The organism is Micromonospora jinlongensis (assembly GCF_013410645.1).
Lineage (GTDB): Bacteria > Actinomycetota > Actinomycetes > Mycobacteriales > Micromonosporaceae > Micromonospora > Micromonospora zamorensis.
The window spans coordinates 2,102,149-2,117,327 of record NZ_JACCHK010000001.1 but is presented as its reverse complement, the minus strand read 5'-3'; the positions used below and the strand labels follow the sequence as shown (position 1 = coordinate 2,117,327).

10 protein-coding genes and 1 tRNA gene are annotated in these 15,179 nt (G+C 71.3%); 2 read left to right on the top strand and 9 right to left on the bottom strand.

The features are described 5' to 3' along the window. Window positions 1–19: 19 nt before the first annotated feature. The 5 genes from HNR22_RS08955 to HNR22_RS31825 all read right to left on the bottom strand — a co-directional run bounded on the left by HNR22_RS08955 (window position 20) and on the right by HNR22_RS31825 (window position 10,060). On the bottom strand, window positions 20–2,428 hold the full coding sequence (locus HNR22_RS08955) for a transglutaminase TgpA family protein (protein ID WP_179779967.1): 2,409 nt from the start codon (window positions 2,426–2,428) through the stop codon (window positions 20–22). After that, window positions 2,404–3,573: a DUF58 domain-containing protein gene (locus tag HNR22_RS08950; RefSeq protein ID WP_179779966.1), complete on the bottom strand. Its 1,170-nt coding sequence runs from the start codon at window positions 3,571–3,573 to the stop codon at window positions 2,404–2,406. Before HNR22_RS08950 ends, HNR22_RS08955 begins: the two co-directional genes overlap by 25 nt. Window positions 3,574–3,587: 14 nt before the next feature. Further along, a complete protein-coding gene (locus tag HNR22_RS08945; RefSeq protein ID WP_179779965.1) occupies window positions 3,588–4,583 on the bottom strand; it encodes an AAA family ATPase in 996 nt (331 codons plus the stop codon). Between the two features lie 27 nt (window positions 4,584–4,610). Continuing rightward, window positions 4,611–7,238 (bottom strand): fibronectin type III domain-containing protein, encoded by a 2,628-nt coding sequence (locus tag HNR22_RS08940; RefSeq protein WP_425488043.1) that lies wholly within the window; start codon window positions 7,236–7,238, stop codon window positions 4,611–4,613. Between the two features lie 161 nt (window positions 7,239–7,399). Next, window positions 7,400–10,060 (bottom strand): hypothetical protein, encoded by a 2,661-nt coding sequence (locus HNR22_RS31825; RefSeq protein WP_179779964.1) that lies wholly within the window; start codon window positions 10,058–10,060, stop codon window positions 7,400–7,402. A gap of 230 nt (window positions 10,061–10,290) precedes the next feature. On the opposite strand from HNR22_RS31825, the gene HNR22_RS08930 reads away from it, so the two are divergent. Further along, window positions 10,291–10,374, top strand: a tRNA-Leu gene (locus tag HNR22_RS08930). Here the strand turns inward: HNR22_RS08930 and HNR22_RS08925 are convergent. The 4 genes from HNR22_RS08925 to HNR22_RS08910 form a co-directional block, all read right to left on the bottom strand. Further along, window positions 10,356–12,098, bottom strand: a complete 1,743-nt coding sequence (locus HNR22_RS08925; protein WP_343059745.1) for a recombinase family protein — start codon at window positions 12,096–12,098, stop codon at window positions 10,356–10,358. The genes HNR22_RS08930 and HNR22_RS08925 overlap by 19 nt on opposite strands. Before the next feature lie 109 nt (window positions 12,099–12,207). Further along, complete coding sequence (locus tag HNR22_RS08920; RefSeq protein WP_179779962.1) at window positions 12,208–12,384, bottom strand: hypothetical protein; 177 nt, start codon at window positions 12,382–12,384, stop codon at window positions 12,208–12,210. Beyond that, complete coding sequence (locus HNR22_RS08915) at window positions 12,381–13,313, bottom strand: TRM11 family SAM-dependent methyltransferase (protein ID WP_179779961.1); 933 nt, start codon at window positions 13,311–13,313, stop codon at window positions 12,381–12,383. The genes HNR22_RS08920 and HNR22_RS08915 overlap by 4 nt, the downstream gene beginning before the upstream one ends. Further along, a complete protein-coding gene (locus HNR22_RS08910; RefSeq protein ID WP_425488042.1) occupies window positions 13,306–13,854 on the bottom strand; it encodes a hypothetical protein in 549 nt (182 codons plus the stop codon). The genes HNR22_RS08915 and HNR22_RS08910 overlap by 8 nt, the downstream gene beginning before the upstream one ends. A gap of 120 nt (window positions 13,855–13,974) precedes the next feature. Between HNR22_RS08910 and HNR22_RS08905 the strand changes: the two genes are divergently transcribed. Beyond that, the gene (locus tag HNR22_RS08905; protein ID WP_179779960.1) at window positions 13,975–14,682 is read left to right on the top strand and encodes a hypothetical protein; all 708 of its coding nucleotides are present in this window, start codon (window positions 13,975–13,977) and stop codon (window positions 14,680–14,682) included. Window positions 14,683–15,179 lie beyond the last annotated feature (497 nt).

Below are 15,179 nucleotides of genomic sequence, written 5' to 3'. Positions count from 1 at the left end.
CGGGGGTGGGGGTGGGGGACTAGTTGGGGTGGCGGGACTGGTGGGCTCGGTGGAGGGGGGAGGGGTGGACGGACCAGAGCAGGCGGCGCCACCAGGGGCGGGCGGAGCGCAGGTTGGCCACATAGGCCGTGGCCAACTCGGCGGCGCGGGCCGCCTGGTCGGCCGCCGCGGCGTCGGGGGCGAAGCCCACCCGATTGAGCAGGGCCGCCAGCTCGTCGACGGCCGGCTCATCGGCGGGTGCGCCGCTGCCGGTTGCGCGGTCGCCGGTGGCACTGCCGTCGGTTGCGTCGCCGCCGCTTGCGCTCGCGTTTGCCCGGGCTTCGGCGAGGGCCTGGCGGGCATGTCTGGCCACCTCGGTGGCGGCCAGGTCGTCGCCGACCGGTCGGCCGGCCAGCCGGAGCGCGTCGGTGACCTCCCGCCAGGCGCCGGCGATGCGTTGGCCGGGGTCACCCTGGATGAGCCGGGTGCGGGTGAGCGAGCGGCGCATCGCCAGCAGGGTGAGCAGCAGCGCCCCCACCAGCAGCAGCAGGCCACCGCTGCCGGCGCCGACGAGCACCACTGTCGACGGCCGGCCAGAGCTGGGCGGCCCGTTCGGGGCGGCCACCGGCTCCGGTGAGGCGCTCGGCTCCACAGTGGGTGCAGGCGCCTCCGACGGTGGCGGATCCTCCGGCGTCGGCCGGAAGTCCTCCTCGACCGGCCTCGGTTCGCTCTTCGGACGCGGCAGCGGGTCGAACGACACCCACCCCAACCCGTCGAAGAGCACCTCGGGCCACGCGTACGCGTCACCGGCCAGCACCGGCCCCTGCCCACCGGCGCGGAAGCCCACCACCACCCGGGTCGGCAGCCCGGAGAGCCGGCCGAGCACCGCGAACGCCGCCGCGAACTGCTCCGAGGTGCCCTCCTGCCCGCCGCCGTTACGCGGTCCGAAGAGGAAGAAACTCAGATTCGGGTACGCGTGCCCGCTCGGCGCGTCCGCCGCCACCCGGTAGTGCTCGGCCAGGAACTGCTCGATCGCCAACGCCCGCGCGAACGGCGCGCCGTTCTCCTCGGCGAGTTGCGTGGCCAGCCGGCGCATCGGGTCGGGCACACCGTCGGCGACCCGCAGCACCCGGGCCACCTCGTCACCGGCGGGCACGTTGGCGGTGGCCAACAGGTTCGAGTCCGGGTGTTCCTCGGCAGAGGTCACCGCGTACCGCAGCCCCGGCGTCAGCCCTTCCGGCCGGATCAGCGTCCCGCTCGCCGGGTCGTACGCCACCCGTGCGCCAGTGACCTCCTGAGGCGTCGCCACGGCGGGCAACAGCCGACCGCTCAGCTCCGCCACGGTGATCTGCTGACGGACCGTTCCCACAGTGCTGTCCCGGGGTGGCGTGGCAGCCGGCAGGATTCGGCCGGCGTTGCGGTACGTCGCGCCGACCCGCCAGGTCACCCCGTCGTAGTCGCTGAGCACCGCCAACCGGATCCGCACACCGCCGCCGGTGTCCGCCGGCCCCGGGGAGGCGTCCGGCTCCGGCTCCGGCGAGGCGCCGCCGGACGGCGGGACCGGGGCGCCGGAGCGTTCCGTGCTCACGTCGAGGAGCTTCTGCTCCGGGTGCAGCGCCCAGCCGGAGATCCGGATCAGCGGGTTCTCGTCGAGCGTCTGCACCTGCGGCGGCTCCACGTACCGGCGCGGGTCCACCGGCCGGCCGTCGACCTGACCGGCGACGACCGGACCGAGCACCGCGACCAACCCGACCACCAGGGCCACCCCGAGCGCCGCGCTGGCGGCCAGCCGAAGCCGCACCGCCGCGCGTACCCGGGGAGTCAGGCTGGCGGCCGGGTCCTCGCCGGCCGTTGCCGTGCCGGGCGGGCTCGCCAGGCCGAGTGCGGCGACCGCGACGAACGCCACCGTCGCCCCGACTGCCGGTTCGGCGTTCGGGCCGACCACGTAGAGGGCGGCGGCGTAGAGCCCGGCCGGCGGCAGGTAACCCAGCAGCACCCGGCCGGCGCGCAGCGCCACCTCCGCTCCGGCCAGCCCGGCCAGCCAGGCGGCGACGACGGGCACCAGCACGGTGTCCGGTGCGGGCTCCACCGGAATCATCGCGGTGAGCAGCCGCGGGATGCCGTTGCGAGCGGCGTCGGCGGTGACCTCCAGCAGGCCACCAGGAAGCTCGGCGTGGTTGGCGGCCAGCCGCAGCGACCAGAGCGTCCAACCGGCCATCGCGGCCACCGACACCGGCGCCACCAGCCAGGACGGCAACCGCCGGGTGGCGACACTGACCAGCACCGAACCGGCCGCCGCGCCGATGACCAGCCGGGTCAGCAGGTCACCCGCGTACACCCGGCCCAGCACCACCCCGGCGAGCGCGGTCAGCCCGATCAGCGCCACCGGGACGGCGGCCGCCCGCAGCACCCGCACGACGCGCGTCACCACCGGCGTACCCCGTCCCACTCGGCGGCGAACTGCGCGCCGTCCGCCGCGTCGACCACCACCAGGCCGGCCGCGCCCGGCGGCGTCGGCTCGGCCCCGCCGAACACCCCGACCACCACCGACGGGTACGCCCCCCGCAGCGCCCCCACGTGCCCCAACTCGCCCCGGCCACCCGGCCCGGTCAGGAAGATCAGCGTGTCGCCGAGCCGGTCCTGACGCAGCCGGGTGGTGGCCGCGCGGACCGCGTCGTCGTCGCTCGACAACTCGGCGGCGGCGAGTCGGTCCAACGGCCCGAGCGCGCCGCCCCCATCCACCTCCCCGCCGGGTGTCACCGGCTCCGCGGCGGCGAACAGCAACACCACCGGCAGGTCCGCGCGGTGCGCGGCGGTGACGATCGACGCCGCCGCCTCGCAGGCCGACTCGAACGACTCCACCACCCCACCCACCCGCTCCGGATGGGCGGTGGCGCGATTGTCCAGCAGGACGACCAGGCGGGGCAGGCTGGTGTCCACGTTCTCCCGCACCATCAGCTCACCCACCCGCGCGCTGGTCCGCCAGTGCACCCGACGCAACTCGTCACCGACCACGTACTCCCGCAGCGAGTCGAACGTGATCGACCCGTGGGGGACCCCGTCCACCCGGCCGTCGAGGCTGCGCCCCGCTCCGGTGGGCACCGCCGACAGAGGGTGGACCCGGGGGTACACCCAGACCGGCACCGTCGCGCCGTACGGGCGGGCCAGCGCCACCAACCCCAGCGGGTCGCGCCTGGTCACGCGCAGTGGCCCGACCGGCACCACCCCACGTCGGTGGGTCGGCACGTCGTAGCGGACCTCGGTGTCCCGGCCCGGACGCAGGCGCAGCACCGGCACCGGCACAGTGCGGTCCCCACACCGGTCCTCGGCCAGCAGGTTCGCCGACCGCAACCGGCCCGAGTTGCGCACTGTCAACGTCATGCTCGCCGGCTCTCCGCGCGCCACCCGATCCGGGTCGGCCAGGCGGGTCACCGTCAACCGGGGCCGCCAGGCCGCGACCAGTGCGGCGTAGCCGACGGCCGCGCCGGCCGCCGCGCCGAGCATCGTCAACTCGGGGTACGCGAACCGGAAACCCACCCCCAGCAGGACGACGGCGGCCACGATCAGCCCGACCCCGCGGGCGGTGATCCCCATGCCGCTGCTGCCGGTCAGCCCTGCACCGGAGCCGGCTGCCCCGACGGCAGAGGCACCGGCACCGAGGCGATGGCCTGGCGCAGCACCTCCCCGGCGGTCACACCGCGCACCTGGGCGTCCGGGGTGAGCAGCAGCCGATGTGCGAACACCGCCTCGGCGAGCGCCTTCAGATCCTCCGGCATGATCCAGCCCCGCCCGTCGATCAGCGCGTACGAGCACGCCGCGCGGGTCAACGCGATCACACCCCGGGGACTGACCCCGACCCGCACCTGCGGGTGGGTGCGGGTCGCGGCGGCCAGCCGGACCGCGTACGCGTAGAGCGGCTCGGCGATGTGCACCCGGCGGGCCATCCGGACCATCTCCCCGACGGTGGCGGTGTCGGTGACCGGGGCGAGCGCTTCGGGGGAGCGCACGGTCGCGCCGCGCAGCACCTCGACCTCCACCGCCTCGTCCGGGTAGCCCACGGACAGCTTCACCAGGAAACGGTCCAACTGCGCCTCGGGAAGCCGGTAGGTGCCGTCCATCTCCACCGGGTTCTGGGTGGCCACCACCAGGAACGGCGACGGCACCGGGTGCCGGACCCCGTCAACGGTGACGGTGCGTTCCTCCATCACCTCCAGCAGCGCCGACTGGGTCTTCGGTGAAGCCCGGTTGATCTCGTCGGCGATGACGATGTTGGCGAAGACCGGCCCCGGATGGAACTCGAAGTCCCGGGTCGCCTGGTTGAAGATCGTCACTCCGGACACGTCCGAGGGGAGCAGATCGGGCGTGAACTGGATGCGCCGCCACTCACCCTTCACCGTGGCGGCGATGGCCCGCGCCAGGGTCGTCTTACCGACCCCGGGCACGTCCTCCAGAAGCACGTGACCCTGCGCGAAGAGCGCGGTCAGCGCCAGCCGGACCACCTGCGGCTTGCCGAGCACCACCGCGTTGACGTTCTCGGCCAGCCGGGCGGCCAGGGCCGCGAAGCCCTGGACCTCCGGTTGGGTGAGCGGCTCGTGGGTGTTCACGGTCGGCGGAGCTCCTTGCCTGGTGGTTCAGCAGGTGGGCAGGACATTGATGTTGTCGCCGCCCTCCAGGTTGAGCCAGGCCCACGGGATGTAGTTCTTCTTCCCGTTGAAGTCGACCTGCACCCACCAGGTGCTGCGCTTGTGGTTGTTGTAGACGTAGGAGTCGACGTCCTCGCCGGACTTCTTGCAGTACGCCTTCAGCCGGGTGCCGGGCTTCGCCCAACCGGCCTGCTGGTCGTTGTCCTGCCGGGTCACCTTGAAGACCTCGTTGCCGTTGCGGCCGTCAACTTCCTTGTTGCAGTAGGTGCGCTGGTCACCGTCGGGCCCGTTGTTGCAGGTCGCGATTCCGTACAGCGACGGGGTGGCCTGCGCCCTGGTCGCCGTGCCCTTACCGGCGGCGTTGCTCGCCGTCACCGTGAACGTGTAGTTGGTGCCCGGCGTCAGCCCCGTCATCGTGATGCTGGAACACGCCCCGGCCTTCGCCGGCTCTCCCGTCGTGCTCAGCGAGCAGGTGGCCTGACCGCCGCCGGCGTCCACGGTGAACGTCACCGTCGCCCCGGTGGCGGTCGCCGACGAGCCGGTCACCGTGACGCGTGGTTCGGCGACCGTACGCGCGGTGGCGGTGGCCTCCGGACCGGGCCCCGCCTCGTTGACCGCCTTCACCTTCACCGTCACGTTCTGGCCGTTGCCCAGCCCGGTGACGGTCGTGCGGGTGTCGGTCACCTCGCTGACGCGCCCGCCGACGTCCACCAGGTACTTCGTCACCGGCCGACCGTTGGCCTCGGCTGGCGCCCACTGCACCGTGACCGCACCCGGCTGGTTGGCGACGGTGCCCGCCCGCAGGTTGAGCGGCCGACCGGGCGCCGCGAAAGGCACCACCGTGTTGCTGACCGGCGACGCCGCCGACCCCGCGCCCTTGTCGTTGACCGCCACCACGGTGAACGCGTACTGCGTGCCGAACTCCAGCTCACCGGCCGGCACCACCAGCTCCGTCTTCGTCGACTCGCCAGCGGGGGCGTTCGTCCCCGCCGAACTGGCCGTCACCGCGTACCTCGCGATCTTGTTGCCCTGCCCGTTCGCGGCCGGCCACTTCACCAGGACCGTGCCGTCCGGTCGCTCCTGGGCGGTGACGCTCGCTGGCGGATCGGGCACCGCGGCGGTCGGGGTCACCGGGTTGCTGTTGCGTGGCGGACCGTCGCCCTTGGCGTTGACGGCGTGCACCGCGAACCGGTACGTCTCACCGTTGGTGAGGCCCTTGACCTCCACCGCACGCTGGTTGGCACCCACCTGAAGGCGCTGGCCGGCGCCCTCCACCACGTACTTGATGATCTCGGCGCCGTTGGCGGCCGCTGGCCGCCAGCTCACCCGCGCCTGCGCGTTACCGGCGGCGGCGGTGACGCTGCGCGGCGCGCTCGGCTTGCCCACCCGGGGCTTCTTCGGCGGGGGCGGCGGCGGGGCAACCGGAGGCGGATCGCCGCCGAGCACGTCGTTGGCGTACTTGTTGACCTCGCGCACCTGGTGCTTGTCGTCCACTACCCGGGCGGTCGCCGAGTCGGGGGAGTTGATGAACAGGTGATTCTCCCGGACCTCCAGCTCCAGCGGGCCGTTCGCCCGCCCGCCGATGGTCTCGACCAGCTGACCGCCCCCGTCGAAGGCGTAGATGGTGCCGGTGGCCTCGTCGGCGCAGTAGAACCGGTCCGCCCAGGCCACCGCCGGGCTGAGTCGGTCGCCCTCGCCCGGCACGGTGAACGCCCTCTCCTCACCACCGTCACCCACCACCAGCACCCGCCGGTCGGCGGGCACGGTGACCGGGACCCGGGAGCCACTGGTCCGCGAGGGCAGCGCCGCCGGACCGGACAGCGTCAACGGCGTCGGGTGGACCTTGCCGCTCTGCACCCGCACCAGCTTGCCGGCCGTACGGTCGAGCACCGCCACCCCGTCGTCCAGGGTGGAAACCACCAACTCGTGGCTGGCCTCGGCGACGTCGTACGAGTCGACACGCTCCGGGCTGAGACCGGCGCCTGGTGAGGCCGCCGAGGCGGGAGCGGACGGCAGCTTTGCGGCGGTGATCGCCGAGACGGTGCCCTGGCTGGGGACCGCGATCCATAACCGGCCCGTGCCGTCGAAGGTGCCGCCGGTGATGCCCGGCGGGTAGTGCACCGGCTCACCGATCGGAGACAGCGACCGCGGGTCGAGCTGCCGAACGATGCCCTGCACAGCGTCGACGATGAACGCCGCGTCCTCGTGCAGGGCCACGCTCACGCCCAGGCCAGGGGTCGTGCGGGTGGTCGCGGTCAGTTGCAGGGTCGCCAGGTCCAGTGAGCTGACCTGCCCGGTCTGCAGGTCACGCAGGATCAGCAGCCGATCGGTCTGGGTCACCTGCATCGGGTGCTGGCGGGCGGCGGGGATCTCGGTGCGGGTGTCCACCCGGGCGGTGACCCCGTTGACCCGGGCCAGCTCACTGCGCGCCGCGCTCCACAGCCAGGAACTCGCGTCGTAGTTGGCCACCGCGTTGTCCGCCGCGCCCAACCCGAGGACGGTCAACCCCATGGCGGCCAGCAGCGCGGTCACCGTGCCGATGGTCACCAGCCCGCCGCGAAACCGGGACCGGAAGCGGGGGGCGTCGGTCCGTACGGCGTCGTCCATGCTGGCCACAGCCGGCTGCCTTCCCTGAGTCGTGGCAGGTGGCGCGCCTCGCGGCGACCCCTCCCCTGAGCCGGGTGCCATCATATGGCGCTGCTGGTGGCGGGGGAACCCGCACGGTCACCCCTGTGGATACCGAGCGTGTGCGTTGTGGACGCCCAGCTCAGCTCGGCTCAGCTCGGCGACGGCCGCCCTGAGGGCTTTCCGCTCGACGGGGTGGTGCGCTCCCGCGCCGTGCAGACCTGCCCCGAAGTCGCGAAGCTGTCAGTGGAGTAGACCGCCAACACGGTGAAGCAGTGGTCCACTCGCGAGTTCAACCCGTTGACCGTGTAGCTGGTCCTGCCCGGGTCCACGGTGGCCATCACGCCCAAGGCCTGCCCGGCACGTCCGGCAGCGACCATGAACGGCACCGCACCGCCGGACGGATCCGTCCAGGTCAGCGTGATCGTGGTCGAGTCGTCCCGGAGCTTCAGATCCCCCGGAGGAGGCCCGGCCGCCGTCGGTGCGACCCCCGTCGGCGCCACCGCCGTCGGTGCGCCGCCGCCGGGCGGCGGGTCGTCGCGGGTCAGCACGACCGCACCCAGCCCGGCCACCACCACGACAGCCACCCCGGCCGCGACCACCGCGCCGATCAGCGTCGCCCGGTTGCGGCCCGCCGAGTCGCTCTCGTCGGCGTACGCCGGCCGGTACGCGTCCGGCCCGGGGTGGTGGTACTGCTGACCCGGGTACGGCGCCTGGTACGGGCGGTGCTCCTGCGTCGGGTAGTGGTCCTGCTCCGTCTGGGTCGGCTGCTGACCTGGTTGGTACTGCGGGGCCGCTCGCGGCGCGGTCGGCGGCGGGCTGCCCCCACCCGGTGACCAGGCAGCCGGAGACGGTTCGACGGGGTGTGATTGGGGGGCACCCAGCAGCGGCTGGGCCGTGACGGGCTGGGCCGAACTGGCGAACTCCCTGGCCGGGCCACTGCCAGGTGCGACGGCCGGGAGCACCTCGGTCTGGTCGGATGCCGCGGCCCGGGCCCGCTGCGTCGGCACCACCGCGGCGTCGAGGATGTCCAGCCCGAACTCACCGCCGTCCGCGCCGGTGCGCTCCGCGTCCGTCTGGAGCGGCTCAGCGTCGTCGGCACCGGCACCGGCACCGGCAGTTGGCGGTGGGCCGGTGCGGCTCCACGGCGGCGCGGTCAACCCCCAGGGCGGTGCGGGTGGTGCGCTGACCGGCGGAGCGGAGACGGGTGGCGCGCTCAGCGGGCGCGCGAGGAAGGGTGGCGCGCTCATCGGCGGCGCCGACATCTGCTGGCCGAACGCGGGTGGTGCGGAAACGGGGTAGGCGTGCCCGGGTGGTGCGGAAACCGGGTGGGCCGGTGGCGCCGAGACGGGGTGGCTCGGTGGTGCGGAGACCGGGTGCGTCGGCGGTCCCGAAATCGGATGGGGGAGGGCCGGTGGTGCGGAGACTGGGTGCGGGGGGATGGGCGGCGCGCTGACCGGGTGGGCTGGTGCTCCGCTGACCGGCTGCGTTGACCCTGGGTGACTCCTGCTCGGGGATTGGCTACTCGGAGAACCCGGCTGGGCAGCGGACGCGTCGACCGGCCCGCTCGCCCCGGTGGCTCCGACTCCCGTTCGGGCAGCCTCCTCGGCGAGTAGCGGTTCGATCTGCCGTACCTGGATCGTCGGGTCGTCCCAGCGCGGCGCCGGCAGCCCGGTTGCTGGCGTCGAGGAGGTCGGGGTCGGGGCGGTTGCGCTCGATGGCCGGTGGGAAGCGTCGACCGCCGGGTCGTCGCCGACCCGTTGACGGGGCGCTACGGCGGGTCCGGACGATGATCGGTGTGGTGGCCGCTGACCGGACGCCGGCATCGGCTGGCTCTCGGCCCTCGGCCGGGGTGGCTGGTTCTCGACCCTCTGCCCGGGTGGCTGGCCTGCCGCCTTCGGCCCTGGCTGGCTGTCGACCGCTGACAGGGACGGCCCGGGCGGCTGCTGGTCGGGGGCTCGGCGGGGCGCCACCGTGGGCACCGCGGTCTCGGGCGGCTGCTGGTCGGCTGGCCGAAGTGCCGGTCGCGCCGGCCCTGGCGCGGCAGGCGCCGTCGGGGCGGCGGGTGGACTGGATTGCGCCCGCGTGATCGAGGAGGGTGCGGGCTGCACCCGAGACACCTGAGGCGGCACTGTGGCGGCGCTATGGGGCGGGGTGGGTGCGGCGGGTACGCGTACCCCTGGGGGGGTTGACCGGGGTGTGGCCGGCGGAGCCCAGGGTGAGCTGGTGGCGGCCTGGCCATCAGCGGAGGGCCGCATCGCGGCCAGGGTCGCCAGCGACAGCGTCGGCCCGGACAGCGCCGACCGGGCGCCGGCGTCGGCCGCCGCACCCACCGGCTCCGCGCTGCGCGTCGGCGGTGGGTCGTGCTGCTCGGTCGGGGCCGAGGCGGGTGGGCCGAGGTAGGCGCGGGCGGCGCGTACCGCCGGGTGGTCCTCCCCGAGCACGGCGGGCCCGGCGGTGGCGACGCGGGTGTAGTTGCGGCGGGCCTCGTGCCGGTTGCCCAGCTCTTCGGCTACCTCGGCGAGCTCGAAAGCGAGCGCGAGCAGCACCGGGTCGGAGTGCTCCCACCGCCGCTCGCCCGCGGCGAACGCCTCCTCCAACACCCGGCGGGAGGCGAGCGGATCGTCCGCCTCGCGGTGCAGCCGTGCCAGCAGGTGCGCGGTGTGCAGCATCTCCGGGTGATCGTCGGTGTACGGAGGGGGAGGGGAACCGACAGCCTCCGCGAGCAGCTGCCGGGCGGCGCTGAGGTCGCCGGCAGCGCGCAGGGCGAGGGCCCGGTGCTGGGCGGCTGCCAGAGGGGAGGGATGGGACACAGGGCAATGCTGCCGTCAGAGGGCCACCGGACGCTACCCGGACACGCCTGGGTGCCGTGTCGGTGAGGCGTTTCAGGCGGCCTGAACAGGGGCGGAAGCGTCGGAACGGAGGCGCCGGAAGGCGATGTGCATGATCCACGAGCGGCGTGTACAGTAACTCCCCGTGCGGCCCGCCGTGCCGAACACCGGATGCAAGATCATCTGGTCGGCGAGGTAGGCTGAACGTGTAGGTCCGGGTGGCGGAATGGCAGACGCGCTAGCTTGAGGTGCTAGTGCCCGTATAGGGCGTGGGGGTTCAAGTCCCCCCTCGGACACGTACAGTTACCCCACAGTAATCAGCGTCGGGCTTAGCCTCGACGCTGATTTTGTTTTCACCAGGGTTGTAGGTGAGGGCGAGCCGCAACTCGCGGTAGACGTTGCCTTTGTCCTCGCTGTGGGCGTCGCGCAAAGTGTTGCGCATGACATCGAGACCGCCGACGAGGCGTCGGATGTCGTCCTCGCTGAGGTGCCGGGGAGCCTGGTCTTGTGCTGATGCGGTGTCGCGTTGGGCGATGGCAGCGGCGCGTTTGGCGTTGACCTCGGTCATCCAGGCAGCGACGGTGGCGGGGTCGCCTCCGGCGTCGGCGACGGCGCGATACTGGAGGAGTTTGGTGTCGCACGCGGCAATGATCTTGTTTGCGGCGATGATCTCTGGCGCGATGGTGCCGGGCCCGGCGTTGGGTTGGGCGGCGTGGAGTCGGCGGATCGTCTCGGTGAGCCGGTGCGGGGCGAACGCCTTGAGGAGCCAGTTGTCGAGGGCGGGGACGATGTCTTGTTCCGCGACGTAGACGTTGCGCGGGTGCTGGACGTGGTTGGCGAGGGCGTACTCGTTGGGATAGCGGCACCGGTAGTAGGCGGTCTCGTGTGCTTGGTGGCTTTGCATCTTGCGTCCGCATAGCCCGCAGAGCATGAGTCCGCGTAGGACGTAGTGGCGGCGGACCTTGCGTTGTTGGGTGCCTGTGCGACCTCGGCCGCTGGCCGCCATGATCGTTTGAACCAGTTCGAAGTCGTTGACGGTGACGAGCGGCGGATGCGCGATCGTGTCGGACCATACCCAGGAACCCTTGTCGTTCCAGCGCATCCTGGTTTCGTAGCCGAGGGCGACGTCGTTGACGTCGAGGAGCACCTCGTCCTTGCGCTGTTTGTTCCACACTTGCCGGCCGGTGTAGCGGGGGTTGGACAGGATGTTCTTGACGGCGCTGTTGGCCCAGCCTTCGCCGGTGCGGTGAGGGTTGCGGGCGGGGTCGGCGGCGGAGGGTGAGGGGACGCTGTCGCGGGTGAGTGCCTCGGCGATGGCGAAGTAGCCGTTGTTGGCGAGGTACATGGCGAAGATCCGGCGTACGACGGGGGCGGTGGTCGGGTCGGGTTCGAGCTTGTGTAGGCGGCGGCCGTCGGCGGCCTTGCCCGGGTTGGGGTGCGGTCCCGCGTCGGCGAGGCGGTACCCGTAGGGCGGGCGTCCGCCGAGGAATCGGCCTTCGATCTTTGCTTGTGAGGTCATGGCGGTGCGGACGCGGATCTTCACGCGGGTTCGTTCGCCTTTGGACATGCCGCCGAACACACTCATGATGAGGTCGTGGGCTTCGGATTCAGGGTCGATCGCGCCACCGACCTCCGGTACCCAAAGTCCGACGCCATAGTGTGAGAAGACGGGCATGGTCAGGCTGTACTGGTTGCCGTAGAACGCGCGTTGGGGCTCGCCGATTACGACTGCGTCGAACCCACGGTTCGGGTCGGCGAGGGCGTCGAGCAGCCTGGCGGCGTTAGGCCGTCGCTTCCATGGCAGGGAGCGGGACAGGCCAATATCGAAGAACTCGGCGACGATGATGCCGCCGATCGGTTCGATAAGGCCGGTAGCGCGGGTGACCTGCCAATTCCTCGACGCCACGGGGTCTTGCTGGTCCTCCGTGGAGACGCGGCCGTAGAACGCAAAGCGCTCGTATTCGCGGCGGGTGAGCAGGGCGGCGGCAGTGTCTTCGATACGGGTTATGTCGATGGTCACCGAACGTGCCTTCCGGGTGTAGTGGGCACGTGTTCGCCGGCCACCCAAGGGATTAGGTGACCGGCGGGACGCGTGGTTGCACGGATTCACGCATACCGGCATGAATTGATCAAGCGTCGGTGGATTCGACCGGACCCGGATTACTACTGGCTGACGAGCGTTGCAGCAAGGTCAGCAGCGCACGAGCCACGGCTTCAGTCAGCTCCGGTTCGGTATGAAACTCGACGGTCGGCTCAGGGCTCGTCGCGGAGGTCTCGGCAGGTGTGTCCGACGTGCGGTCGCTCATCGGTGCGACGCCTTAAAGATCACCACGTCTTCGTGCTGAACGAGCCATTGCGGGTCACCTGTGGCGATGGCGTCGCGGGTGTTCTTCTGCTGGAAGAACGAGGCTCGGGGGATGATCAGGCCGTCACGGACGCCGCAGATGAGGGCGATGCATTCCTCGACCAGTTCAAGGTCGGCGTTGATGCCGGCGGCGGCGACCATGCCGGGGATGTCGATGAGTTCGCCGTGGCGGCGGTAGGGCCGGGCGGTGACGACGACATGCCCGCCGGGCCGCAGCAGAGCCCGGCAGCCGGCAAGGATCGCGGTGAACCCGTCGGCGAGCTGGCCGTGGCTGCGGTAGGCGAGGTTGTCCGCGCCGCCGTACTTGTGGTTGATCTTGCGGATCTTGCCGCGTCTTGCGCCAGGGGTACGGACGTGGCCGTGGGTGGACGACCCGTAGGGCGGTGAGGTGATTACGAGGGAGACCTGGCCGTGCAGGCTGGCCGGCAGCAGTGCCGGCAGCGCGGTCGAGTCTCCGTGGTAGATCTCGCCCCGGCCCGGCGCCCCGGTCTGGACGGTGTGGCGGATGTTGTCGGCTGCCTTGGCGACCCATTCGGCTTCGTACTCGACGCCGACGCCGTGACGGCCGAGGTGCATGGCCTCGATGACGGCGGTGCCGATGCCGGCCATGGGGTCGAGCACCACGTCACCGGGGCTGGTGTAGGTGCGGATGGCGTAGCGGGGGATGGTCGGCAGCATCTTGCCGGGGTGGGTCAACGACTCCGGGGTGTATCGGCCGCGCCGCAGGTCGCGCGACGCGGTTTGACCGGTGAGCCAGACCGCACCGAGGTAGCCCTCGGTGAGCAGTGCCGCGAGGTCGGACGCGCTGGGGTACGGCGATTCGGAGTCGTGGGGGTTGCCGGTGTGGGACGGCGGACGGGACTCAGGCATGGGCGCTCTCCTCACCGGTGGCGGTGGTCCCGAGCACGACCAGATCCCGGAACGTCGGAAGGTGGCGGCCAGCGAGCAGACGGCGGCCGTCGTCGGCCTCGTCGGGGTGTTCCGGGGCGGTGCGTGGCTCGTGCTCGGGCAGTGGGACGAGGACGGCGGGTATGTGCTGGTGGTAGAAGAACCCGGCGGCGCGGGCGGCGGCGATGACTGTGGCTCGGCGGCTGACCTCACCCGGCTGAGGCCGCAAGGCGGCGAGTCCAACAAGCAGGAACCCGCCGGGGCGCAGCAGAGGCCGCCAGATACTCATTGCTGCGGCGATGCCGTCTCGTGCGAGGCCCTGCGCGCCCTGCGGCAGGGTCGCCAGGATCAGGTCGACACGTGGGCCGGGACGTCGCATGGCGCGTCGCGTCCGGTGTTCGGGGGCGGGCGGCATGAGCCGCACGTGCAGGCCATGGCGACCGGTGACCAGCCGGGCCGGTACCCGGTCCAGGTAGGCGGTCGCAGCGATGGCGGCGGGGTGCGCGTCGAGGTCGAGCACCACGTCTTGGGCGCCTTTGTCACGCTTGGGTCTCGCCCTCATCAATCCGGCACCAGGCGTACCCGCCGAAACAGGCACGATCAGGACGGGCGAGATTCCCTGCCGCCAGGGTAGGGCGCTACGGTGCTCATCCGACCGAAACCTGAACGTCTCGGTATCAGATTGGTGAATATTTTGAACAAGATGAGCATTTTGAAAAATGAGCCGCAATCCAGCCGGGTTCGCCGAACGTTCTGGGTCGTCACCACTCTCCTATTGCTCGCAATGATCGGGATACTTGTGCCGGTTCTGCGCAGTGGGGACGGTTCCCAAACCATGAGCGCGGGCGAAGAACTCAGAACGGACCAAGCACCGTATGGCTGGCAGACCTCCAAGGACGTCGGCACACGATTCACCGATGGACTGAATCTAATAACAGTGACGCCGCAGGCGCGCGGGCCGTTACGCCTTATCTCGGCGACGCCGATCATGGACGACGAGGGAAGGGCTGTGCGGGTGATCGGGGTTCGAGCTCGGGTCAATCCCGACATGCTTCCGCCGGGTTCCGACGTCGGGTCGTTTCAGGAGGCGCCAGGTTTTCCGCCTGCATTGCCCTACACGGTTGGTGCCGTGCCTGTCGAGGGTCTCATTGTTGAAGCACCGCAGCAGGGCGAGGATCGCTGGATCGAGATCCAGATTGGTTACGAAGTTGTCGCGCCGGGTCGCTCCGCACGTCGAGGCGTAGAACTTATCTATGAGTATGAAGGCGCTCGTCACAAGGCGCTTATTCCGAGCTACGTGGCAGTCTGTGCACCTTCCACCGCCACATGTGAACCAGAACATGACAGGTAGCTCAGCGCTCAATTAGAAGGTTCGATCCAATTTTCAACCCCACTTTTTCGTGCCCGGACCCGGACTTATTGCGTTGCGGTGCCACGATCCGGGCCCACGGCGCGTCACGCTGCTATCGAAATACTCGCACCCGGTGACGCGGCGGTCCCTCGCGCGACCAGCGGGCAGCTGAGCGGTGGGGCGCGAATTTCTGCCGCTACTGACTAGGGATGGGCCCTTCACGCAGCGTCATCCCCGGTGCCCCGGTGCCCCGGTGCCCGGTGCCCGGTGCCCAGTGCACCAGGATCTCCATATGCGCCGCGGGCCTTGCAGGAACCGGGTTTGACCTGGAAGGTCCTGCTGGCGGGAGAACAGTAACGTCTGTCCCGCCTTCGAAGGAGCTGACTCTGCCCGTTAGGCCAGCCCCATGGTGTCTGTCAGCCGTGCATGAAACGCCACCTGTTGTGCAGAGAGTGACGTTCTTGACACTCATTGACAGCCGTATTACTTTGAGCCAT